Genomic DNA, 22867 nt, shown 5'->3' on the forward strand with positions numbered 1-22867 from the left:
CCATGCGCATCAGACGTCGCGCGTGCTGCCGAGCGGACGGTCGCCTCTACTGCATCGTTGACCTGGAGGGAGCGGGCGGCGCTCCCGCCGCGGAGGCGTCGGCCGAGGCCTCGCTCGCGGGCAGCCCGATTCCCGCGGAGCTCTATCCCTACGAGGACGGCGCCTGGGTCGTCGTCCTGCCGTTTCTTGCTCGGGCGCGCCTGCGGGTCATGCTCGCGGTGGGGGAGGAGCGCGGCTCCTTCGACGTGAACTGCGCCCGGGCACGCTGGGAGTCGAGCCTCGTCTACCGCCTGCGCAAGGACCTGCCCCCCCGGCTGCGCGGCGTCCAGGACAGCTGGCTCCACGACCGCCTGCGACCTTCTCTGGATCGCCTTCTGGCCGGTGACGGCGTCGACGTCTGGCGGGTGAGCGTCACGTGGCAGGGCTCCGACGAGACGGACCCCGCCCTGGAGCTCCTTGATGATCAGGGCCGCCCCCTTGAGGGGAGGGTCCTTCCCTTCGAGCGGCAGTTGCACGTGCCCACGCCCGCGGGCGTGCCCGTGAACAGGAGCTTCTTCTCGGTCGAGCTTCCCGAGGGGCTCCGCTGCTTCGTCCTGCGCGCCCGTGACCAGAGCGGCCTCGCGCGTGGGGGCTTCTGCTCCTCGGACGAGCGCTTCTGGACAGACAAGGAGCACGAGACGTGGCTCCACATGCGTGACGCCCGCGCCGACGACGCGCACTACGTGCGCTGGTTCGAGGAGCATCGCGCCAAGGGCGGTGACCTCGAGGCCCAGGCGCACGCGCGCCTTGCCTATGAGCCTCTCGTGAGTCTGGTGGTCCCCTGTTACCGCTCGGACGCGGGCTATCTGGGCGAGCTCGTCTCGTCCGTGCGCGCGCAGAGCTACGGGAGGTGGGAGCTGCTGCTCCTGGACTCCACGCCGCAAGACGGCGTGGTCCGCGCGGCCGCCAAAAGCGCCGGCGTGCCCGACGAGCGCGTGCGCGTCCTGGACACCAGCGCGCCGAGGGGCATCGTGGGGAACACCAACGCGGGCATCGCCGCCGCGCGGGGGGACTACGTGGCCTTCTTGGACCACGATGACCTTCTGGAGCCGGACGCCCTCTTTCGCTACGTGGACGCCCTCAACGTTCCCGAGCGCCCCGACGTGCTCTTCTGTGACGAGGACCTCTTCTCGCAGCGGGGGGCCTATCGCCAGCCCATCTTCAAGACGCGCCTGAACGTGGACCTGCTCTACAGCCACAACTGCGTGACGCACCTCCTGTGCGTCCGCCGCGGCCTCGTGGACGAGATGGGCGTTTCCCCAGACGACGTCGAGGGGGCCCAGGACTACGACCTCGTCCTGCGCGCTCTCGCGCGCGGAGCCCGCTTTGCCCATGTTGCCCGCGTCCTGTACCACTGGCGCGAGCACGAGGGCTCCACGAGCGGGGACCACGCGCAGAGCAAGCCGTACGCCGAGGAGGCGGGGCGCCTCGCGCTCGCTCGTCACCTGGAGTCGCGTGGCATCGGCGCCGAGGTCGCTCTTACCGAGCGCCCCTTCGTCTATCGGGTGCGCTACGAGCTGCCGGACCCGCACCCGCTCGTGAGCGTCGTCATTCCCTCGCGCGACCACGTGGACCTGCTACGCTCCTGCATGGGCTCGCTCCTTGAGCACTCGGCCTACGACGCCCTGGAGGTCGTCGTGGTGGAGAACAACAGCGAGCTGCCCGAGACGCGCGCCTACTATCATGACGTCCAGGCCTCGCATTCTGGGATCGTGCGCGTGATCGACGCCTCGAGCCAGGCGGGGGAGTTCAACTACTCGCGCCTCGTCAACGCGGGCGCCGCCGCCGCGCGCGGCTCCTATCTGCTGCTCCTGAACAACGACACCGAGGTCATCTCGACCGACTTCGTGGAGGAGATGCTCGGGTACCTGCAGCGTCCCGAGGTCGGCGTCGTGGGGGCCAAGCTCTACTTCAGGGACGGTCTGACGCAGCACGCGGGAATGCTCGTGGGCCCCCATGGCGCGGTGGCCCATCCCAACCAGGACTTCCCGCCCCAGCGAGAGGGCTATCTCTCCCGTGCCGTGCGCCCGGGAAACTTCTCGGCGGTCACCGGGGCCTGCCAGATGATGCGCAGGGAGGTCTTCGAGGAGGTCGGCGGCTACGACGAGGACTTCGCCGTGGGCTTCAACGACGTGGACTTCTGCTTCCGCGTTCGTGCGACGGGGAGGCTCGTGACCTTCACGCCGTATGCGGAGCTCTACCACTACGAGTTCGTATCGCGGGGCAGGGAGGTCGCAGACCCGGGCAAGCTCATGCGCTGGAAGCGGGAGCAGGCGCTGTTCGTGCGGCGCTGGCCCGAGGTCTTTGTCGAGGGAGACCCGTACACCAACCCGAACCTCGACGTCGACAGCGCGTACTATGGGCTCTAGAATATCACCGTAGGTAGAGGAACCTGCAAAACGAGTCGAGAGAATAAAGGTAGAACTTATGGCATCGCACTTCGCCCCCCAGGATGATCACGCTCAGAGCACCCCGCGGAGCTCCTCGTCCTCGTCTGCCTACTCTCGCTCTGACGTGGCCGCCTACGCCGCCGCCCGGCGCGGCTCGGGTCCGCGCGGGCGTCACACCGGGCGTACCGTTGCCATCGTGGTGGGTGTCGTGCTCGCCGTGATTCTTGTAGCGGGCGGCACAGCGGGGTTTCTCCTCTACCGCTCCGCGATGTCGGTCAAGGCGCAGGCGTCGGAGATCATGGGACAGACCTCCACGCTCACGGACAGCCTCAAGAACGGTGACGCCGACGCGCTCTCCAGCTCGGTCGACACCATCGTGGAGAAGACGGCATCCATAGACGCCGAGGTCCATACGCCCCTGTGGAACCTCGCCACCCTCGTCCCGGTGGTGGGGGAGGACATCAGGTCCGCCCAGACCCTGGGTGACGCTGCCTCCGACCTGGTGAACGAGGCTCTGGTGCCGGTCACCAAGAGCATCTCGGGCATGAAGCTCTCCGACCTGTTGCAGGACGGCACCGTCAACGTGGGGCTTGTCCAGGCGCTCTCGACCTCCCTGTCCGACGCCTCGCCGGTGATCAAGAGCTCGGCGGACACGATCGCCGGCCTGCCCGAGGCGCACATCCCCCAGCTCGCGGACATTCTCACCAAGATTCAGGAGCCCCTGAGCAAGGCCCAGGGCGCCATCGACAAGATGCAGCCGATCTTGGACGTGCTCCCGCAGATGCTCGGTGCGGACGGCCAGACGAGGACCTACCTCGTCATCGCGCAGAACAACGCGGAGCTGCGCTCCACCGGCGGCCTTCCGGGATCGTGGGGCACCCTCACCGTCACCAACGGCAAGATCTCCATGGGCGACGACTTCCAGACGATCCTGCACGGTGACAACTTCAGGGTCTCGGCCACCGACGACGAGATCAGCTACATCTGCGCCACCATCCACACCGACCCGGCGCAGGTGAACTTCACCCCCGACTTCACGCGCGTGGGCGAGCTCTCTCGCGAGTACTGGGAGCAGGCGGGCTATGGCACGGTCGACGGCGTGATCGCCATAGACCCGGTCTTTCTCCAGAGCCTTTTGGCCCTGACGGGCGGCTTCGAGGCCCCCGACGGCACGACGGTCGACGGCACCAACGCGGCCACGGTCCTGCTCAGCGACACCTACTGGAAGTTCGGAAACGACGGCGATGCCCAAGACGCCTACTTCTCGTCCGTGGCCGCCCTCGCCTTCCAGAACGTCATGGACAATCTGGGCAACGCGGACATGAAGGACCTCTGGAAGGCAGTCGAGCAGGCCGGCGACCAGGGACGCCTTCAGGTCTGGATGGCTTCCGACGACGAGGAGAGCGTGATGGGCACGCTGGGTCTCTCCGGCGCCCTCGCGAGCGACCCCTCCGCTCCCGTTCTGGGCGTCTACCTCGACGACGATACGATCAGCAAGATCAGCTGGTACACGTCGGCGAAGACGGACTTGGGCGAGGGGACCAACAACGCCGACGGGACCACCACCTACAACGTGACCACGACGGTGGCCAACACCATCACCTCGGCGGAGGCGGCGGAGGCCCCCACGTACATCTCGGGTGGAAACGAGAACAAGCGAAACGTCTCTGACATGCTCGACTACGTGTATCTCTACGCACCGGCTGGGGGGTCCATCTCGAACTTCTCGGTGAGCGAAGGGGGCCTGGTGGGAGACGTTGCCCCCAGCGACCACGAGGTCTACGGCCTGCAGGTCATAAACGCCCATATCCACGCGCGTGCCGGTGAGACCGTTACCCTCACGTATCAGGTTACCGTCTCCGCACAGGCGGCGGAGCCTCTGGCACTGCGCACGACGCCCCTGGCCCAGGAAAGCCTCATGTAGACGACCCGCAAGGGGTCCCGAGGCCCCTGTGGCGAGTGCTGGAACTTCGACCATACCCAACCGCCTGTTTCGAGGGTAAAACGCCCTCGAAACAGGCGGTTGGGTATGGTTAAAAAAGTAGACGGGCAGCTTTGCATGAGGCTGCCCTTAGACGAACGGTGTTTGCGCAACTGGCGTCTGGGGGGCGGTCTTCTCGTGTCGAATAGCGTACGCTCGGTGTCGAGCACAGAGGACAGTGCCGAGCGAATAGCCTCTTAGTCCCTCAGGAAGACTGCGTATGCTCAGATTGGCTCCCGTTCCTCGGGAGTAAACCTCACGCTTACCGCTTCCCCTGCCGTTGGTATTCTCGCTCCCGCCCGTTACGTAGTGTGGACTTTTCACCGTGGGTCGATGGGCATGCGGGAACTATGGTAGGTTCATGCAGGCCACATGCTCAGAGCGTGAGCATGAAACGTAGCTCATTAGCATCTTGCCCTCACGGAGGTTTCATCTATGTCTCCATTGTCACCTAACATTACGCGCAGAAATGCCCTCCTGTCTGCCTCGGTTGTTGCCGCCGGGCTTGCCCTCCCGGCCCCGGCCAGAGCTTTTGCGGACGAGCTTCTCGCTTCCTCGGACGTTATCGACTTTCTCTACATAGACTGCTCCACGCTGACGGCGGGAGACACTCAAAACATCGTCGTTTCCCTGAAGGAGGGGCTAACCTTTCAGGACGCCTCGTTGCAGGTGCACAACAGCGATACCGCTGAGGACCTCACCCTTGATTTGGCTGGCTCGACGGACGTCTCCCTGCTGTTTACCTTCGCGCCCGCGACCGTGGGGGAGTACGTGGTGTCCAGCCTCTCTCTCGTCACGGAAGACGGTCAGAGTCTCGTAGACTTCTCTGACTGTGATGGCTCGTATCGGTCCTTTACGGCGACCTCGGCCATAGCGGCAATGTCTCTCGAAGTTGAGCCTACCAGCGATGACTCCGAGCCGACGCTTGAGGTCTACTCGGCCGACGAGGACGGCGAGACCATACAGCTCGACTCCATTGAGGAGGGCATCTCATCCTCTGCGGCAGAAACCTCTGCGACTGTGACTACGATGAGCATGAGGTCCGTCTCCTCCAAGAACCTCGTGGTCGCCCTTGATCCGGGCCATGTGGCGGTGAGCTCTGGTGCCGTGGGAGTCAACGGTACCACCGAGGCGTCGTGCACTTGGAAGATTGCTCAGTACTGCAAAGCAGAGCTCGAGACCTATCAGAACGTGAGCGTTGTCCTCACCGTGAGCCAGAGCGAGGCGCTTAGCAGCAGCACGGAGCTCAAGGTGCGCGTTCAGCGAGCGGTCGACGCAGGTGCCGACGTCCTCGTGAGCCTTCACCTGAACTCGACCAGCGAGGGAGGCTCGTCAGGCACCGCCTACGGAGCTGAAGTCTGGGTCCCCTACTCTGCTGACTATAATTATGAAACCCATGTGGTTGGGGAGGCCCTAGGTAATCAAATCCTTGCTGAGCTCGAGAAACTCGGGCTCTCAAATCGCGGCACCAAGGTAAGGCCAAACGATCGCCATTACACCCAGTATGACTACCCGGATGGCACCATCGGAGACTACTACGGTATCATTCGCTATGCACGCGAGTCGAATCTCCCTGCCATCATTGTCGAGCACGCCTTTATCAATAATGGGAGCGACTACTATGCTTATTTGAGCAGCGATTCAAAGCTCCAGCGCCTGGGTGCTGCCGATGCGACGGGCATAGCAAGCTACTATGGTCTGAGTCAGGTTGAGGGTGCGGTCTACCGTCTCTATAATCCCAACAGCGGAGACCATCACTACACCATGGACTCCAACGAATACTCCACGCTTGGGAGTATCGGCTGGAAGCAGGAAGGGGTGGCGTGGATTTCGCCTGACTCTTCTACCACGCCTGTCTATCGCCTTTACAATCCCAACAGCGGCGATCATCACTATACAATGGACGTTCACGAGTACCAGACGCTCGGGACTATAGGTTGGAAACAAGAAGGTGTGGCTTGGTACTCCGATGATGCTCATGGTGTTACCGTCTACCGTCTGTTTAATCCCAACGAGACCGTTGGCACTCACCACTACACCATGGACTCAAACGAGTATGCGACGCTTAAGATTCTTGGCTGGAAGCAGGAGGGCGTGGCTTGGTACGGAATGTCGGTCGGCTAGTTTCGCCGTTGGAATCGTACACACATGGAAGAATATGTATGCTCATGCGACGTATTGCTCAGACTACGGCGGTTATCCTTGCAGCTTCAGCCCTGTTTTTTGCGATTCCACTGACAGTTGCACAGGCGATGGAACAAGACTGTGCTGTCTATCGTCTTTATAACCCCAATGACGGGGACCATCATTACACAACGGATTCCAACGAGTATGCGACGCTCGCGTCTTACGGTTGGAAGCAGGAGGGGGTGGCGTGGACTTCGCCTGAGTCGTCTAATACGCCCGTCTACCGTCTCTACAATCCCAACAGTGGCGATCACCACTACACAAAAGATGCCAATGAGTATGCGACGCTTGCGTCTTATGGTTGGAAGCAGGAGGGTATTGCATGGTATTCGGATGATTCCCAGTCCGTTGCGATCTACCGTCTCTACAATCCCAATGCCACCATCGGGACTCATCATTACACTATGGATTCTAATGAGTATGCAACGCTTAAGACCCTTGGTTGGAAGCAGGAGGGCGTGGCGTGGTATGCAATAGACACGACATCCACAGCTAAAACACCCATTATGGGGGCCTCGACCACGACGATCTCCCAGATGGTCTCTTACTACAAGAGCATGGGAGCCACGTATCCCTCGTCTGTCTACACGCAGTACGGCGCCTCGACCATCAAACAGTTCTGCACAATCCTTCTGGAGGAGGCCAACTCCGAGGGGGTTCGTGCTGAGGTCCTCTTTGCCCAGGCTATGGTCGAGACGGGTAACTTGCAATTCGGGGGCTCCGTCAAGGTGGCGCAGTGCAACTTCGGTGGGCTCGGAGCTCTCGACGACGGCGGCTCGAGTGCCGACTTTAGCTCGTACGGGAGCGACGGCGTGCGCATGGGGCTTCGTGCCCAGGCTCAGCATCTCAAGGCATATGCTTCCACGGCCGAGCCCAACAACACCTGTGTGGACCCGCGCTTTCAGTATGTCACTCGTGGCTGCGCGCCCCTGGTCGAGGATCTTGGCAGCGGAAAATGGGCGAGCGACCCGTCCTATGCGTCCAAGCTCCTGCGAGTGATGAGTCTTCTCGCCCAGAAGTAGTTTCCCTGACTGGTACTAAATTGGCTCCCAGCGGATTGTTCTAGCTATAGATAGGCTTTCGGGGTATTATGTCTCTTGTGGCCTTTCGGCCACGGGTATCGCGCGCGAGCGCAGCTTTTTGTCCTGCGGGACAAAGAAAGAAAGGCACGACATGGCTCAGGGTACTGTTAAGTGGTTCAATCCGGACAAGGGCTACGGCTTCATCTCTCGTGAGGATGGTGACGATCTGTTCGTCCACTACTCTGAGGTCGAGATGGACGGCTTCAAGACTCTGGACGAGGGCCAGGCCGTCGAGTTCGAGATCACGACCGGTCAGAACGGCAAGCTCCAGGCGTCCCACGTACACAAGATCTAAGCCCTATTTACTTATAGAGAGCTGAGAGGAGGCCCACACAGGTGGGTCTCCTTTTTTATGCATGTCCACTGGGGCGCGGGGTCGCCGGGGCTTTCCGGTGAGAGGCAGATGAAGACGCCGCAAGCGCCCCGCGGGTTCGAGCTTGCATGCTCAGAGCGGGGCACTTTCGTCACATGGAAGTCAAAAAAAGCCGCATACGCCCCTCAGAGTTTCCGGTCCTCCTTCTCGCCCCCCTCCGCGTCCTTGACAGCACTTCGAGTTCAGGCTAGATTGCCCACACACACGGGGCGAGAAGGGAAGCGATGGGCAGCGGTGCACCGACGGAAGACGCGGTCCTGACGAGGGCGTCTTCAGCTGATGAGGAGCAGGGGAGCGCAGCAGGAGGCTACAGCAAGCGCACGTCGATGCGGCTTCTGCTGAGCCTCCTTTCTCCCTACAAGGCGCTTGTCGCGGGCACGCTGCTCATGCTCCTGTGCGACACGGCGGGCATGCTCTACGTTCCCACCCAGCTCTCGGCCATCATCAACGTGGCCGTTACCACGCACGACGTCAACGCGCTCATGCGCCACGGCGTGGCCATGCTCATCGCGGCGCTCGTGGGCTCGGGAGGCTACATCTCGTCGACCTACCTGGCCTCGCAGCTGTGCGCCAAGGTGGGCCGTGACCTGCGCATGGGCGTCTACGAGTCCTCGCTGGCCTTCTCGGGCTCCGACTTCAACCGCTTCGGTACGGGGTCCATGATCACGCGCACGCTCTCCGACGTCAACGTCATACAGCAGACGCTGCTCATGACCATACTCATGATCGTTCCGGTGCCCCTGATGTGCGCGATCTCAATCATCTTGGGCTTCTCGACCGACGCCGTCATGGGACGGGTCCTGCTCGTCGTGACGTTTGCCTCGCTCGCGATTTCGGTGGCGGCCGTGCTCCACTCCGCGCCCATCTTCACGCGTCTCCAGGGCTTCATAGACGCGATGAACGTGCGCCTGCGCGAGGCGATGACCGGTGTGCGCGTGATACGCGCGTTTGGCAAGGAGGCCCACGAGCGCGGCCGCCTTGACGAGACCTTCACGGACTACGCCACCAACGCCATCAGCGTGAACCTCATCTTCGCGGTCACCGACTCCATGACCTTCTTCCTGATGAACGCCGTGGAGGCCCTGATCATGTGGCTCGGCGCCGACCGCGTGGGGGTCCATGCGATGCAGATCGGCTCGATCTCGGCGCTCGTGGAGTACGCGATGCTCATCATGTCCTTCATGATGATGGCTCAGTTCGCCCTCCTCTCCGTGCCGCGCGCGCTGGCCTGCCTGGCGCGCGCCTCCGAGGTCCTGGGCCTCTCGCCTGAGATTCGCGACCTCGCCTCGTGCTCCCCGGCGGATGACCCTGCGGTCGACGAGGTGGCCCGCTTCGACCAGGTGAGCCTGCGCTTCTCGGACGCCGACGAGGACACCCTGCACGACCTCAGCTTCTCCCTCAGGCGCGGCCAGGTGACGGCCATCATCGGAAACACCGGCTCTGGCAAGTCGACGATCGCCAAGATGCTCCTGCGCTTCAACGACGTTACGGCGGGAAGCCTGCGTTTCGGCGGCATCGACGTGCGCAACCTCGCCCAGGCGGACCTGCGAGCCCGCATCGCCTATGTCCCCCAGAAGGCGTGGCTCTTCTCGGGCACGATCGCGCAGAACCTGCGCCACGGCAACGACGAGGCCTCCGACGAGCGGCTCTGGCACGCCCTCGAGGTCGCCCAGGCCTCCTTCGTCCGCGAGCTGCCGGAGGGGCTGGGCACGCGCGTGGCCCAGGGCGGGACGAACTTCTCGGGCGGGCAGCGCCAGCGGCTCGCCATCGCCCGGGCTCTTGTGCGCGAGGCCGATCTCTACGTCTTCGACGACTCGTTCTCCGCGCTCGACTACAAGACCGACGCGGCGCTGCGCCATGCGCTCTCGGCCGAGCTCTCCGGCGCGGCGACGCTCATCATCGCCCAGCGCGTGAGCACGATCCACGACGCCAATCAGATCGTCGTCTTGAAGGACGGCTCGGTCGTGGGCAGGGGAACCCACGAGGAGCTCATGGACGGCTGCCCCACCTACCGAGCCATAGCCGACTCCCAGACCAGGGGGGAGGGCGACCATGGCGGACGATAGGGACCTCGAGGCCACGGGCGCGGGCGCCGAGAGGCGCGGGGCCGACCCCGCGAGCTCCCGCAGGACCGTGGGCAGGCTCTGGCTGGCGGCCGCCGGCCAGCGCTGGAGGCTCGTCGTTGCCGCCGCCTGCTCGATTGCGAGCGTGGCGGGAAGCGTGGCCGCGACGGCCTACAGCGCCCACCTGATGGACCTGCTCTGGGAGAACATCCAGGCGTCCTTCTCCGCGGGCGAGCCCTTCGTGGTCACGCTTCACAACGGCGGTGCCCAGATCCTGACGTTTCTGGGCCTCTGGACGTGCTCCTGGCTGTTCTACACCGTCCAGACGCTCGTCATGGCGAGCTTCGCCGAGCGCCTCAACCTCGCCCTGCGCTCCCGGATCTCTCTCAAGCTCGGGCGGCTTCCGCTTGCCTACTACGACGCTCACCAGCCCGGCGACGCGATCAGCCGAGCCACGAACGACCTCGACAAGATCTCGGAGGTCCTGCAGCGCGGCCTCCTCCAGATCATGACCTCGGTGGTCACCGTGATCTGCTCCGTGGCCGTGATGTGCACCTACAGCCTCACGCTCGCGAGCGTCTTCGCGTGCTTCGTGCTCGTTTCGTTCATGGTGACCAAGGTCGTGGGCGTCCGGACTCTCAAGGTCGCCTCAAGGCGCCAGGCGCTGCTCGGCACCCTTACGGGGCGCGTTGAGGAGGCCTACAGCGGGCGCGCGGTCATCAAGGCCTTCGGTCGCGAGCCCCAGAGCCTCGAGGAGATTCGCCAGGCCGCCGACGACCTCGCCGAGGTCTCCGCCTCGGCGGACTTCCTCACCAACGCGATCGCGCCGGCCATCCGCTTCCTCATGCGCCTGTGCCAGGTCGCGGTGGGGCTTCTCGCCGGCGGCATGCTCGTGGCCGGCCAGCTCTCCGTGGGAGTCTTCCAGGCGTTCTTCCAGTACGTGCTCAAGGCGTCCGAGCCGCTCATGCAGCTCTCGCTCACCATGAACATGCTGCAGGGCGCCCTGGCCGCCGCCGAGCGCGTGTTCGCGCTGCTCGACGAGGACGAGATCGTGGCCGACCCGCCGGTGCCCGCCCAGCTTGCGGCGTCCTCGGGCGGGCGCGTGGCCTTCGAGCACGTGTGCTTTGGCTACGCGCCAGACCAACCGCTCATGCGCGACGTGTCCTTCGTGGCCGAGCCGGGGCAGAAGGTCGCCATCGTCGGGGCCACGGGCGCCGGCAAGACGACCCTCATCAACCTGCTCATGCGCTTCTACGAGGTCGACGGCGGGCGCGTTACGCTCGACGGCGTGGACACGCGCGAGCTCACGCGCGCGGATCTGCGCCGCCGCTTTGGCATGGTGCTGCAGGACGCCTGGCTCTTCGAGGGGACCATCGCCGAGAACATTGCCTACGGGAAGCCCGGGGCGACGACCGAGGAGGTCGAGGCCGCCGCCCGCGCCGCGCACGTGGACTTCTTCGTGCGCACGCTGCCGCGCGGCTACGACACCATGCTCTCCAACGACGCCGAGAACGTCTCGCAGGGCCAGCGGCAGCTGCTCACCATCGCCCGCGCGATGCTCACGGACCCGTCCATCCTTATCCTCGACGAGGCCACCTCGAGCGTGGACACCCGCACCGAGCAGGCCATTGTGCGTGCGATGGAGGCCGTCATGGAGAACCGCACGAGCTTCGTCATCGCGCACCGCCTCTCCACGATCGTGGATGCCGACCTCATCTTGGTGATGGAGTCCGGCACCATCATCGAGCAGGGTACCCACAGCGAGCTTCTGGCCGCCGGCGGTGCCTATGCCGAGCTCTACCGCAGCCAGTTCGCATAGGCCCGCGCCTGGTGGGAACCAGCCATTCAAATTTGAAAATCTTTATGTATGCCCGGAGTCGTACATAGAGATTTTCTCCAACTGAGAAACCCCTGATGGCGGATGCGAGCCATCAGGGGTCAAAGGATTTATTAGCGAGTGCAGACGTACATAAATGTTTTTGAGGGGACTTGGGTCAGCTTGCCCGCGGGCCTACGCGCTGGGACAGGAGTCGCAGGCCGCGCCCGAGACCTTCTCGGCATGGGAGCCCTTGGTGCGCTGGTCGGTGTTGTAGAAGCCCGATCCCCTGAAGACGATGCTTGAGGGGTCGAAGAGACGCTCGGCTTCGTGGCCGCAGCTGGGGCAGACGACCTTGGGCCGCGCGCTCATGGGGTGCTCCACCTCGAACGTTGCGTCGCAGGCCGGGCAGTGGTAGTCATAACGAGCCATGTTTCCTCCGAAGGTACCGCTTTGCAAACGTCTGATACTGTACCCAATGTCGCGCGCCTCGGGGCGCGGGTTTTTTTTCGGTCGGTCCTGGCTGGCGCCAGCGTGCGCGCGCCCAGTCGAAATCCTGGGCTATCATGTGACGACACGCAGGGCGGACGCGAGGGAGCGCAATGGACATCAGCGGGGCGATCTTTGACTGCGACGGGACCCTGGTCGACTCGATGGACATGTGGAGGAGCGTCATCTCGTGGATGTCCGAGCGCTACGACGTGCCCGACGTCGATTTCGCGCGCGTGGAGATGCTTCCCCTGCGCGACACCTGCACGCTCTTCCATGACGAGCTCGGGGCGGACCTCTCGGCCGAGGACATTTACGAGGAGGTCTGCGCGCATCTGCGTGACGTCTACGAGCACGAGGTAGAGGCCATGCCAGGAGTCCGCGCCCTCCTGGACGAGCTCGCGGCTGCGGGCGTGCCCTTGGCCGTGGCCTCGTCCACCCCGGTTCGCGAGCTGAGAAGCGCCCTGGGGGCCCACGACCTTCTGGGCTACTTCGAGACCCTCGTGAGCACCGAGGACGTGGGCGGCCGCGACAAGGACTGCCCCGACGTCTACCTCGAGGCGGCGCGCAGGCTCGGCTCGGACCCCACGACCACCTGGGTCTTCGAGGACGCCCCCTTTGGCGTGCGCACGGCCCGCGAGGCGGGCTTCGCCGTTGTCGGCCTCCTCAACGACCACGACGGACGCCGTGAGGAGGACTTTGCCCCCGCCGACATCCTCGCGCACGGCCTTGCCGAGATCTCGCTCGCGCGTCTGCGCGACTACGAGCGGACGGTTGCCACTGCGTCGCCGCGCGAGCCGCTTGGCGTGCTCGTCGTTGCCGGCTCGCCGGACCCGAGCTCGCCGGCGCTCGTGGCCGAGCTCGCCCGCGCCTCCGCCTACGTCATCTGCGCCGACCGCGGCGCCGACGCCTGTCGCGCGGCGGGCGTGTCCCCGGACGTCTTCTGCGGCGACGAGGACTCGGTCTCCGCGGATGCTGCGGCGTGGGCCCGCTCCTCAGCTGCCACGACCGTGGACTTTCCTACGGAGAAGTACGCGACCGACCTCGCGATCGCCCTGGACTGCGCGGCCCACGAGGCCGCGCGCAGAGAGGCGTCCCTCTCGCTGACCCTCACCTGCGCCTCGGGAGGTCGACCCGACCATGCCCTGGCGGTCGTGGGGCAGCTCGCCCTCGCCGCGCGGGGAGGGGCCGCGGCGCGACTCGTCGAGGACGACTACGAGATGCGCGTCGTGTCTCCGGCATCTGCGGACGTCTGGGAGCTCGGACCCAGCGCCGTGGGCAGGACCTTCTCGGCCGTGGCCCTGGAGCAGGGCACCCGCGTCGACGAGGAGGGCATGCGCTGGCCCCTCGCCGACAAGCCGATGGAGCTCCTGGGCGACCTGGGCGTGTCGAACGTCGTCACCCGTCCGGACGCGCTCGTGCGCTGCCGCGCGGGCGCCGTCGCGGCGTTTCTGATCGCCTAGCGCGTTGCGCGGTGGTTCCTTGGCGTCTCTGCATGGTGTCCCTGCGCCATAAAAGTCCATAATGGGTTGGGCTTTTTCGTTGCAGAGGCCCGACGCTGTGCTATATTCATACGGCTTTGGAAAGTTGCGGGCGCGCCTGAGTCCCGCGCCCCCGAGGAGGTACGAGTCATGTCGAAGGTCTGTGAGTTCTGCGGCAAGCACGCCGTTGCCGGTCATTCCATCAGCCACTCTCACCGCGTGGTGAACCGCACGTTCAAGCCGAACATCCAGCGGGTCACCGTCGTCGTCGATGGTCACCGTCGGAAGGCCAACGTCTGTTCGCGCTGCCTTAAGTCCGGTAAGATCGCGCGCAGCTAGCGCCGCACAGAGCACGTCCAAGGGGAGGCCGCCACGAGCGGCCTCCTTTTTTGCGGCGCATGAGGGCCACGGGCCGGCCGTTCGTGAGGGCCGCTCAGAGGGTTGCTCACGAATCGTGGGCCAGGGCAGCCCGGCGGGCGGTTTGCCGTTGCGTGCGCTCTGCGAATTCCGGGAGGCAGAATCCATTTACGTTATACTGAATCGGATTCTGAATGATCACTCTTCTTTTCCAGCGAGAGGAGACACATGTCTGGTGTCGTTCCGGGAACGCTTAAGGTGTCCAACGACTGCATCGCCGACCTCGCGGGCTACGCCGCCCTCGAGTGCTACGGCGTGGTCGGCATGGCCGAAATCGACGAGCAGGCCGGGGTGGCGCGTCTCCTGCCGTCCTTCCGCCTGCGCAAGGGCATCGACGTCGCCGCCGAGGACGGGCGCGTCGTCGTTGACCTTCACGTGATCGTGGAACAGGGTGTCAACATGGCCTCGGTCGTGGGAAACCTCACGAGCTCCGTCAGGTTCCTGCTCAAGCAGATCGCCGAGCTCGCAAACGTTGACGTGCGCGTCCACATCGAGGGCCTGCGCAACGCGCGCTAGATACCCGTATCGACCAAGGAACCGAGGTTCTACGAAGATGATTTCGACCGTCATCCGCAGGTGCTTTCCCGCGGCAGCCCAGGTCGTGGCCGACCGCGCCGAGGACATCAACAAGCTCAACGTCTTTCCCGTCCCCGACGGCGACACCGGCACCAACATGTCCCTGACGCTCGGTACCGTCGTGCGCGAGGTCCAGGCCCTGCCCGAGGGCGCCTCGATCGAGGACATCGCCCGGGCGATCACCCACGGCTCGCTCATGGGCGCGCGCGGCAACTCGGGCGTCATCACGAGCCAGATTCTGCGTGGCATCGCCGAGGGGCTCTGCGACGCCAAGGGCCAGGAGGACCCCACGCCCGCCGACATCGCGCACGCCTGGAGGCGTGGCGTCAAGGTGGCCTTCAAGGCCGTTCGCAAGCCGGTCGAGGGCACGATCCTCACGGTCCTGAAGGACGTCTCCGCCCGCGCCGACCAGCTCGAGAAGACCAAGATCACCACGCGAGAGATGCTCGACGCGCTCGTCGTGGAGGCCTACGAGTCCGTGGCGCGCACCCCCGACCTCCTGCCCGTCCTCAAGGAGAACGGTGTCGTGGACTCGGGCGCCTTCGGCTTCGCCACCTTCCTCGAGGCCTTCGTCAACGCCGCCCTGGGCAAGTCCGACGGGCTCACCGACTTCAAGACCACCGTCGACGCCAAGGCCGACGTCACCTCCAAGGTCGCCATCGAGCTCAACGACGACTGGGAGGGCTCCCAGTACCGCTACTGCAACGAGTTCCTCTTCCACGCCGAGAAGCCCTTTGACGCCGACGAGGCCCTCTCCTACCTGGCCACGCTCGGCGACTGCGAGCTCGTCGTGGGTTCCTATCCCGACTTTAAGGTCCACGTGCACTCCAACGAGCCCAACCTCGTGCTCGCCTACATGCTGCAGTACGGCCAGATCTTCGAGGTCTTCATCCACAACATGGACATGGAGTCCCAGGACCGCACGGCCAAGATCGCGGCCGACCAGGCGGGCGCGCCGAGCACGCAGGCCAAGAAGCCCCTGGGCTTCGTGGCCGTGGCCGCCGGCTCGGGCGAGGCCGACATCCTGCGCTCGCTCGGCGTCGACGTGGTCGTCTCGGGAGGCCAGACCATGAACCCCTCCACGGCCGACATCCTCGCCGCCATCGACGAGGTCAACGCCGAGTCCGTCATCGTCTTGCCCGACAACGGCAACATCCGCATGGCCGCGGAGGCCGCGGCCTCCGCCTGCGACTCCGCGCGCGTGGCCGTGGTCCCCACCAAGACCGTGCCCCAGGGCTTCTCGGCCATGTTCGCCACGGACCTGGACGCCTCTCTCGAGGACAACGTCGAGGCCATGACCGAAGCCATCGCCGAGGTGCGCGGCGGCGAGGTCACGCGCGCCGTGCGCGACTCCGCGGCCGCCGACGGGACGCCCATCCACGCGGGCGACGTCATGGGCATCCAGGACGGCTCGATCGAGCTCGTGGGTGACTCCCTCGACGGCGTCACGCTCGAGCTCATCGCCCGCATGCAGGCGGACGAGGAGGGCGACTCCCTCACGATCCTCGCGGGCCAGGACCTGGACGATGCGGCCTTCTCGGCGCTCGTGGACGCCATCGAGGCCGCCCAGCCCGACCTCGAGGTCGACCCGCACCGCGGCGAGCAGCCCCTCTACCCCGTGATCTTCTCGATCGAGTAGACGCTCGCGTGGGGACGCGCCTTGCCATAGCGACTGCCGCAGAGAGGGTGCAGAGAACCTGTGCTCTCTCTGACGCTGTCTCGCGGCTGCGCTACGTCTCGGGCCAGCGCGCCCAGGCGCTCGAGCGCCTGGGGATCCTCCGCGTGCGCGACCTCCTGCTCCACGTGCCCCACCGCTACCTCGACTTCACCCATCAGGTCCCCATAAGCCACGCGGACGTGGGGCAGGACGCCACGATCGTCGCCACCGTCGACAAGGTCGAGCTCAAGCGGCCCCGCCCGCGCATGCAGATCGTGGAGCTCTCGGTGATGGACGACACGGGCGTCCTCGTGGCCACGTTCTTCCGCCAGCCCTGGATCGCCGAGCAGGTCAAGGTCGGCGACGTAGTGGCCCTGTCCGGCAAGGTGAGCTTCGCCTACGGCTTCAGGCAGATGAAGGCGCCCTTCCACGAGGTCCTGGACTCGCCCTCCGGGCGCGGCTCCTACGCGCGGGTCCTCCCGGTCCACCCGGTGGGGGAGGGCGTCACGGCCTCCTGGATGCGTCGGATCGAAGCGGCGGCCCTGGCCGACGTGGGCGACGTGGGCGACTGGCTGCCCGTCCGCCTCGCGTGCTCCCACGGGCTCATGACGCTCGCCCGCGCCCTGCGCGAGGTCCACTTCCCGTCTACGACGGCCGCGGCCGAGGCCGCGCGCAGGAGGCTCGCCTACGACGAGCTGCTCTGCCTCCAGCTCGCCCTCCTCACGCGCCGCACGGTCGAGCTCGCGGGGGCGACTCCCCAGGTGCACGTCACGTCCGGGCCGCACCTCGCCGCGCTTCTCGCGGCGCTGCCCTTCACGCTCACCGCCGAGCAGCGCGCCTGCGCCGACCAGATCCTGGCCGACATGGCCGCTCCGCACGTGATGAACCGCCTGCTTTTGGGCGACGTAGGCACCGGCAAGACCGCCGTGGCCGCCGTGGCGCTCGCGGCCGTGGCCGACACGGGGACCCAGGCCGCCGTCATGGCCCCTACCTCGGTCCTCGCGCGCCAGTACGCCGAGAAGCTCGGCCCCGTGCTCGACGCCGCCCACGTGAGCTGGGCGCTCGTCACGGGGTCCACGCCCTCCGACGAGCGCGCACTCAGCTCCGACGCGCTCGCGAGAGGCGAGCTCACGGTGTGCTTCGGCACGACTGCGCTGCTCTCGGAGGACCTCGAGTTTTTGGCCCTGTCGCTCGTGGTCATCGACGAGCAGCATCGCTTCGGCGTGGACCAGCGCGCCGCCCTCCGGCGCAAGGGCGCGGGCGCCGACCTGCTCGCCATGACGGCCACGCCCATCCCGCGCACGCTGGCCCTGTCAATCTACGGCGATGTAGAGCTCTCGCAGATCAGGAGGCGCCCGCACGCGGGCGCCGGCGTGAGCACCAGGGTCGTGACGCCCGACAACCTCGACCTGGCCTGGGGCGCCATCCGCGACGCCTGCGCCCGGGGCCACCAGGCCTACGTGGTGTGCCCCCTCGTCGACGACGCCGATGACGGCTCGGAGCTCGACGACGTCCCCGAGTCCGTGCGCTCGACGTCGTCTCGGCTGCGCTCCGCCACCGCGACCGCGGACGACCTCTCCTCCCGCGTGCTGCCGGACCTGACCTCGGACCTCATCCACGGGCGCATGTCGGCCGCCGAGAAGGACCGCGCCATGGAGCGCTTCCGCGCGGGCGCCACGGACGTCCTCGTGGCGACGACCGTCGTGGAGGTGGGCGTCGACGTGCCCAACGCGACGGTCATGGTCGTGCTCGACGCCGATCGCTTTGGGCTGGCGACGCTGCACCAGCTCAGGGGCCGCGTGGGCCGCGGCGACGCCGCGGGGGTGGTCTTTCTGTCGTGCGCCGCCAGGCGCGGCAGCGCCGCCCGTGCGCGCCTGGCGGCGCTCGAGGCCACCTCGGACGGCTCAGAGCTCGCCGAGCTCGACCTGCACCTGCGCCACGAGGGGGAGGTCCTGGGCTACCGCCAGCACGGTGGCGTGTCGCTGGAGATCTCCGACCTCGACCAGGATCGCGACCTCGTCGAGGCGGCCCACGGCGACGCCCGCGCCCTGGCCCAGGACGACCCGCGCCTCGCGGCGCCCGCGCACCGCGCCCTGGCGCTCGAGGTGCGCGACCGGTTCGGGGCCTACTTCGAGGAGCTGGAGCACGCATGAGAATCGTGGGCGGCAAGTGGCGCGGGAGGTCCGTGGCGGCGCCCGAGGGGCGGCAGACCACCCGTCCCACGACGGACCGCGCGCGGGAGTCCATCGCCTCGATGATTCTCTCGGCGGCCGGGCTCGACCTCTCGGGTGCCTCGGTGCTCGACGCCTTCGCGGGCTCGGGGGCCATGGGCCTCGAGCTCGTCTCGCGCGGGGCCGCGCGCGCCACCTTCGTGGACCGCGACCGGACGGCCGCCCGCCGCGTGCGCGCGAGCGCGCAGGCCCTGGGGGCGCGGCCCGAGGAGTTTTTCTCCCTGGCCGGCGACGTCTTCGCCCTGGCGGCCCGTGGGCTCGCGGGTGCGCCCTTCGACGTGGTCTTTCTCGACCCGCCCTACGCCGTGGGGGCGACGCGCGCCTCGGAGCTCGTGAGGGCTCTGGCCCGGACGGGACAGCTCGCGGACGGCGCCCTGGTGGTCTACGAGCACTCCGCCGGACAGGACGGGCTCGCGGGGCCCGGCCTGTCCGGCCTGCGCTCCAAGACGCACGGCATCACGACCGTTGACCTTCTGGTCTCACACGCAGATGGGTGGAAGCAATGAGCAGCACTATCACGCACGTCGTCGTCCCGGGGACCTTCGACCCGGTCACGCTCGGGCACGTCGACGTCATCCGCCGCGCGCGGCGGCTCTTTCCCCGCGTCACCGTGGCCGTGGCCTCCTCGGCCAACAAGAACGGGTACGGCACGGCCTTCTCGCTTGCTGACCGCGTGGAGATGATCCGTGAGGCGCTCGCGCTCGAGGGACTGCCGGACGATGTGGGGGTCGAGTCGTTCTCCGGGCTTCTCGTGGACTTTTGCCACGAGCTGGGGGCCGGCGGGGTGGTCAAGGGCCTGCGCGCCATGACCGACTTCGAGTACGAGCTGCAGCAGGCCGACCTCAACAGTCACATGGCCCCTGACCTCGAGTCCGTCTTCGTCATGTCGAGCCCCACCTACGGCTACGTCTCGTCCTCGATCGTGCGCGAGATCGCCTCGATGGGCTCCGACGTGAGCATCCTGGTTCCCGCCAACGTCAACGCGCGCCTGCGTGCGCACTACGCTGCCGAGGATGGGCCCGAGCGCGCTTGAGGTTCTCGTTGACGGCCGAGGCCGTTTCGTGCAACCCTGTCCAATCTGCTACTATGCATGTAAATGGGGCCATGCCATGCCACGCAAGCCATGCGTCCTTTGAGCTACGCGAGAGGAGCCCTGGATGCAGCCAGGTGAGGAAATTGAGAGCTTGGTCGACGAGCTCGAGCAGATCGTGAACGAGGGCAAGTCGCCCCTCATGGACAATGGCCAGAAGAAGATCGTCGACGCCCAGGACGTCTACGAGATCCTGGACGAGATTCGCCGCCTGTTCCCGCAGGAGTTCCAGGACGCGCGCCGCATCCTCAAGGAGGAGCAGGAGACGCTCGACCGCGCCCAGCAGCAGGCCAGTTCCATCATCGCCGACGCCCAGCAGCAGGCCATGATCCTCGCCGGCGACCAGGAGGTCGTCCGCCTGGCCCAGCAGCAGGCCGACGGCGTGCGCGACCAGGCCGCGCAGTACGAGCGTGACACCCGCTACAACGCCGAGGAGTACGCCGACACGGTCCTCGCGCACCTCGAGGAGAACCTCAAGTCGCTCACCGGCTCCGTCTCGCGCGTGCGCCAGACCCTGGACGAGAACTCCGGCGCCCGCAACACCACCAACAACGTTCCCTGGTAGCCGATGAGCCCTCTGATCATCTCGCTTGACGAGCGCCTCTCCAATCCCGGTGACACGCTGCCGGTGGCGGGCCATCTTGACCAGGATGGCTATGCCCTGGGCGACCACGAGTTTTCGCTGCCCGACGGCATGGACTACGACGTCGTTCTCACCAACGCCGGCGAGGGCGTCCTCGTCACGGGCCTGCTCAAGGCTCACGTCGTGGGAGCGTGCGACCGCTGCCTGGAGGAGGCCGCCTTCGACGTGGCCTCGGAGGTGGACGAGTACTACCTCTTCGAGGAGCCCGAGGACCTCTCCGACGACGAGGACGAGGCCGACTACGAGCTCGTCGGCGACGACCACACGATCGACCTCGCGGGCGCCCTCGTCTCGGCGCTCGTGATGGAGACGCCGTTCGTGGTGCTGTGCCGGCCCGACTGCAGGGGGCTCTGCCCCGTCTGCGGCGCCAACCTCAACGAGGGCGACTGCGGCCATGGCGCGGCCCTGGAGGCCGCGCGCGAGGAGGACCGCCTCATGGCGAGCCCCTTCGTGGCCCTCTCCGGGCTTGATCTGGGCGAGGGCGGCTCTGCGGACGAGGTGCCCGGGGAGTAGACGGTCTTCTCGCCGCGGCCTCTGTGGTCTTCTTGCCGGCTTGTTGGGGCTTTGGCTGCCTCCTCCTCTCTCCCTCATCGGATTGGGGCGCTTTCTTTATCCTCATTAAAGCCTGATGTCCTTCTTTATGAAAAAACATGCATAAGGGGCTCTTTTATGAGCTTTTTCTCATAATGGTCTCCTCGAGCGCGACCGAATATCAAAAGTGTGCTCAAATCGAGGAGGGAAGCGTCAGCTTCGCTCCGTCATCCCAGCCGCGGCGGGATGTGGGCGTGAAAAAATGCTGACAAGACATAGGGCGAGGTGCTATTCTCCGGAAGGCGTGCTATAGTATTCCATCGCATGACCGGTGATGGCCCCGCCCGCGCGTAAGCGCGAGGCGTTGGTTCGTGAACTGAACAGGAGAGTCTGACATGGCAGTACCCAAGCAGAAAAAGGGTCGCGGCGCCACCCACACCCGTCGCTCGGCCAACAGCAAGCTCGAGGCCCCGGCTCGTTCCGTGTGCCCTCAGTGCGGTGCCCCCAAGCTCCCGCACCACGTGTGCCCCAACTGTGGTCACTACAAGGACCGCGAGGTTATCGTCACCGAGTAGCGGCTCTCTCAACGCGCGCCTTCGAGGCCGGCCCCCACAGGGTCGGCCTCTTTGCTGTCAAGGACGGGGCCCGCGCGCGAACGCCCTTGGGCGAGGGGCAGCATACTGCGAGAGGTACCCCGCGCCAGGCCTTGCGTCATACTGGAAGAGCAGTCCATCGGGCCGAGGGGCCCTAGCGAGGAGGAAGCATGACCACCATCTGCGTCGACGTCATGGGTGCCGACAAGGAGCCCGCCGTCCTGCTCGAGGGCGTGGCCGCGGCCCTGGAGGGGGACCCCGAGCTCGAGGCCCTCGTGGCCGGGGACGCCTCCGTCGTGGAGCCCTTCTGCGCCGCTCACGCCCGTGCGCGGGCCCTGGTCACTACGGAGGTCATCGCGATGTCTGAGCATCCCGCGAGCGCGGTGCGCAAGAAGAGGGACGCGAGCATCGTGCGTGCCGCCGCCGCCGTGCGCGCCGGCGAGGCGGACGGCCTGTTCTCGGCCGGCTCCACGGGCGCCGTCCTCACGGCCGCGACCTTTGGCGTGGGGCGCGTGCGTGGCATCAAGCGCCCGGCGCTGTCGCTCTCGTTTCCCGGGACCTCGGGCCGCTCGACCGTGTTCCTGGACATGGGCGCCAACGCGGACGTGAAGCCCGACGTCATCGTGCAGTTCGCTCAGATGGGACGCGCCTACGCGCGCACGGTCCTGGGCGTGGACGAGCCCCGGGTGGGGCTTCTCACCAACGGCTCGGAGGAGACCAAGGGCTCCGAGATGGCGCTCGCCTACCACGAGGCGCTCGCGGCAGGCAACTGCGGATTCTCGGGTAACGCCGAGGGGACCGACCTTCTGGCCGGGACCTTCGACGTGATCGTGGCCGACGGCTTCACCGGCAATGTCGCCCTGAAGTCGGTGGAGGGCACGGGCAAGTTCATGATCGGTCGCCTCAAGGCCGCGATGGGGGAGTCCCTCTCCCACAAGATCGGCATGGCGCTGCTCAAGGACCCGCTTAAGAAGATGGCCTCCGACCTCTCAGGTGACGAGTACGGCGGCGCGATCCTTCTGGGCCTGCGCGCCCCCGTCGTCAAGGGTCACGGGGCCACGAGCGCGCGGGCCGTCTGCCAGGGCACGCTCTTCGCCGCGAGCCTCGCGCGCTCCGGCCTCTGCGCGCAGATCGCGGACGCCTGCGAGATCGCGCGCTAGCCCCAGCGGGCCGACGCGCGCCCAGACGAGTAGAATCAACACGACAAGACAGCATCGGACGCGGGGCT

General features: G+C 66.3%; 19 protein-coding genes and 1 pseudogene. 19 read left to right on the plus strand and 1 reads right to left on the minus strand.

All coding sequences use genetic code 11. The features are described from left to right. Window positions 1–2 precede the first annotated feature (2 nt). The 8 genes and pseudogenes from INP52_RS04215 (at window position 3) to INP52_RS04245 (ending at window position 11934) form a co-directional block, all read left to right on the plus strand. Window positions 3–2408 carry a glycosyltransferase family 2 protein gene (locus tag INP52_RS04215; RefSeq protein WP_194372679.1) on the plus strand — a complete coding sequence of 802 codons (2406 nt, stop codon included), beginning with the start codon at window positions 3–5 and terminating at the stop codon, window positions 2406–2408. 58 nt (window positions 2409–2466) lie between these two features. Beyond that, window positions 2467–4353: a DUF4012 domain-containing protein gene (locus tag INP52_RS04220; RefSeq protein WP_194372680.1), complete on the plus strand. Its 1887-nt coding sequence runs from the start codon at window positions 2467–2469 to the stop codon at window positions 4351–4353. A gap of 492 nt (window positions 4354–4845) precedes the next feature. Continuing rightward, window positions 4846–6534, plus strand: a complete 1689-nt coding sequence (locus tag INP52_RS04225; protein WP_194372681.1) for an N-acetylmuramoyl-L-alanine amidase — start codon at window positions 4846–4848, stop codon at window positions 6532–6534. A 128-nt stretch (window positions 6535–6662) separates the two neighbouring features. After that, window positions 6663–7010: pseudogene (locus INP52_RS09990) on the plus strand (hypothetical protein); the annotation flags it as partial. Between the two features lie 45 nt (window positions 7011–7055). Beyond that, window positions 7056–7619 (plus strand): glucosaminidase domain-containing protein, encoded by a 564-nt coding sequence (locus tag INP52_RS09995; RefSeq protein ID WP_194372682.1) that lies wholly within the window; start codon window positions 7056–7058, stop codon window positions 7617–7619. A 151-nt stretch (window positions 7620–7770) separates the two neighbouring features. Beyond that, complete coding sequence (locus INP52_RS04235) at window positions 7771–7974, plus strand: cold-shock protein (protein WP_194372684.1); 204 nt, start codon at window positions 7771–7773, stop codon at window positions 7972–7974. A 404-nt stretch (window positions 7975–8378) separates the two neighbouring features. Next, window positions 8379–10118, plus strand: coding sequence for an ABC transporter ATP-binding protein (locus INP52_RS04240; protein ID WP_194372866.1), 1740 nt, complete (start codon window positions 8379–8381; stop codon window positions 10116–10118). Next, window positions 10105–11934, plus strand: a complete 1830-nt coding sequence (locus INP52_RS04245; protein WP_194372686.1) for an ABC transporter ATP-binding protein — start codon at window positions 10105–10107, stop codon at window positions 11932–11934. Before INP52_RS04240 ends, INP52_RS04245 begins: the two co-directional genes overlap by 14 nt. Before the next feature lie 192 nt (window positions 11935–12126). Here INP52_RS04245 and INP52_RS04250 read toward each other — a convergent pair whose 3' ends face one another. Continuing rightward, window positions 12127–12363: an FmdB family zinc ribbon protein gene (locus tag INP52_RS04250; protein WP_194372688.1), complete on the minus strand. Its 237-nt coding sequence runs from the start codon at window positions 12361–12363 to the stop codon at window positions 12127–12129. Between the two features lie 170 nt (window positions 12364–12533). Here INP52_RS04250 and INP52_RS04255 point away from each other — a divergent pair, with 170 nt between their 5' ends. The 11 genes from INP52_RS04255 (at window position 12534) to plsX (ending at window position 22799) form a co-directional block, all read left to right on the plus strand. Continuing rightward, window positions 12534–13883 (plus strand): thiamine diphosphokinase, encoded by a 1350-nt coding sequence (locus tag INP52_RS04255; RefSeq protein ID WP_194372690.1) that lies wholly within the window; start codon window positions 12534–12536, stop codon window positions 13881–13883. A gap of 168 nt (window positions 13884–14051) precedes the next feature. After that, a complete protein-coding gene (rpmB, locus tag INP52_RS04260) occupies window positions 14052–14240 on the plus strand; it encodes a 50S ribosomal protein L28 (protein ID WP_072371255.1) in 189 nt (62 codons plus the stop codon). 246 nt (window positions 14241–14486) lie between these two features. Continuing rightward, window positions 14487–14834: an Asp23/Gls24 family envelope stress response protein gene (locus INP52_RS04265; protein WP_194372692.1), complete on the plus strand. Its 348-nt coding sequence runs from the start codon at window positions 14487–14489 to the stop codon at window positions 14832–14834. A gap of 37 nt (window positions 14835–14871) precedes the next feature. Next, complete coding sequence (locus tag INP52_RS04270) at window positions 14872–16533, plus strand: DAK2 domain-containing protein (RefSeq protein WP_194372694.1); 1662 nt, start codon at window positions 14872–14874, stop codon at window positions 16531–16533. Between the two features lie 8 nt (window positions 16534–16541). Next, window positions 16542–18704, plus strand: a complete 2163-nt coding sequence (gene recG / locus INP52_RS04275; protein ID WP_194372696.1) for an ATP-dependent DNA helicase RecG — start codon at window positions 16542–16544, stop codon at window positions 18702–18704. Next, window positions 18701–19288, plus strand: coding sequence for a 16S rRNA (guanine(966)-N(2))-methyltransferase RsmD (gene rsmD / locus INP52_RS04280; RefSeq protein ID WP_194372698.1), 588 nt, complete (start codon window positions 18701–18703; stop codon window positions 19286–19288). The genes recG and rsmD overlap by 4 nt, the downstream gene beginning before the upstream one ends. Next, on the plus strand, window positions 19285–19815 hold the full coding sequence (gene coaD / locus INP52_RS04285) for a pantetheine-phosphate adenylyltransferase (RefSeq protein ID WP_194372700.1): 531 nt from the start codon (window positions 19285–19287) through the stop codon (window positions 19813–19815). The genes rsmD and coaD overlap by 4 nt, the downstream gene beginning before the upstream one ends. A 124-nt stretch (window positions 19816–19939) precedes the next feature. Further along, on the plus strand, window positions 19940–20437 hold the full coding sequence (locus INP52_RS04290; protein ID WP_194372702.1) for an ATPase: 498 nt from the start codon (window positions 19940–19942) through the stop codon (window positions 20435–20437). 3 nt (window positions 20438–20440) lie between these two features. Continuing rightward, window positions 20441–21028, plus strand: a complete 588-nt coding sequence (locus INP52_RS04295) for a YceD family protein (RefSeq protein ID WP_194372704.1) — start codon at window positions 20441–20443, stop codon at window positions 21026–21028. Between the two features lie 413 nt (window positions 21029–21441). After that, window positions 21442–21621, plus strand: coding sequence for a 50S ribosomal protein L32 (gene rpmF / locus INP52_RS04300; protein WP_194372706.1), 180 nt, complete (start codon window positions 21442–21444; stop codon window positions 21619–21621). 188 nt (window positions 21622–21809) lie between these two features. Continuing rightward, on the plus strand, window positions 21810–22799 hold the full coding sequence (gene plsX / locus INP52_RS04305) for a phosphate acyltransferase PlsX (RefSeq protein WP_194372708.1): 990 nt from the start codon (window positions 21810–21812) through the stop codon (window positions 22797–22799). The last annotated feature ends 68 nt before the right edge of the window (window positions 22800–22867 follow it).

It is taken from the genome of Thermophilibacter immobilis (assembly GCF_015277515.1).
Lineage (GTDB): Bacteria > Actinomycetota > Coriobacteriia > Coriobacteriales > Atopobiaceae > Thermophilibacter > Thermophilibacter immobilis.

Bases quoted from the DNA above. Each gene is read 5' to 3' on its own strand.
- INP52_RS04215 (WP_194372679.1), top strand. From the start codon at position 3: ATGCGCATCAGACGTCGCGCGTGCTGCCGAGCGGACGGTCGCCTCTAC.
- INP52_RS04220 (WP_194372680.1), top strand. From the start codon at position 2,467: ATGGCATCGCACTTCGCCCCCCAGGATGATCACGCTCAGAGCACCCCG.
- INP52_RS04225 (WP_194372681.1), top strand. From the start codon at position 4,846: ATGTCTCCATTGTCACCTAACATTACGCGCAGAAATGCCCTCCTGTCT.
- INP52_RS04235 (WP_194372684.1), top strand. From the start codon at position 7,771: ATGGCTCAGGGTACTGTTAAGTGGTTCAATCCGGACAAGGGCTACGGC.
- INP52_RS04240 (WP_194372866.1), top strand. From the start codon at position 8,379: ATGCGGCTTCTGCTGAGCCTCCTTTCTCCCTACAAGGCGCTTGTCGCG.
- INP52_RS04245 (WP_194372686.1), top strand. From the start codon at position 10,105: ATGGCGGACGATAGGGACCTCGAGGCCACGGGCGCGGGCGCCGAGAGG.
- INP52_RS04250 (WP_194372688.1), bottom strand. From the start codon at position 12,363: ATGGCTCGTTATGACTACCACTGCCCGGCCTGCGACGCAACGTTCGAG.
- INP52_RS04255 (WP_194372690.1), top strand. From the start codon at position 12,534: ATGGACATCAGCGGGGCGATCTTTGACTGCGACGGGACCCTGGTCGAC.
- rpmB (WP_072371255.1), top strand. From the start codon at position 14,052: ATGTCGAAGGTCTGTGAGTTCTGCGGCAAGCACGCCGTTGCCGGTCAT.
- INP52_RS04265 (WP_194372692.1), top strand. From the start codon at position 14,487: ATGTCTGGTGTCGTTCCGGGAACGCTTAAGGTGTCCAACGACTGCATC.
- INP52_RS04270 (WP_194372694.1), top strand. From the start codon at position 14,872: ATGATTTCGACCGTCATCCGCAGGTGCTTTCCCGCGGCAGCCCAGGTC.
- rsmD (WP_194372698.1), top strand. From the start codon at position 18,701: ATGAGAATCGTGGGCGGCAAGTGGCGCGGGAGGTCCGTGGCGGCGCCC.
- coaD (WP_194372700.1), top strand. From the start codon at position 19,285: ATGAGCAGCACTATCACGCACGTCGTCGTCCCGGGGACCTTCGACCCG.
- INP52_RS04290 (WP_194372702.1), top strand. From the start codon at position 19,940: ATGCAGCCAGGTGAGGAAATTGAGAGCTTGGTCGACGAGCTCGAGCAG.
- INP52_RS04295 (WP_194372704.1), top strand. From the start codon at position 20,441: ATGAGCCCTCTGATCATCTCGCTTGACGAGCGCCTCTCCAATCCCGGT.
- rpmF (WP_194372706.1), top strand. From the start codon at position 21,442: ATGGCAGTACCCAAGCAGAAAAAGGGTCGCGGCGCCACCCACACCCGT.
- plsX (WP_194372708.1), top strand. From the start codon at position 21,810: ATGACCACCATCTGCGTCGACGTCATGGGTGCCGACAAGGAGCCCGCC.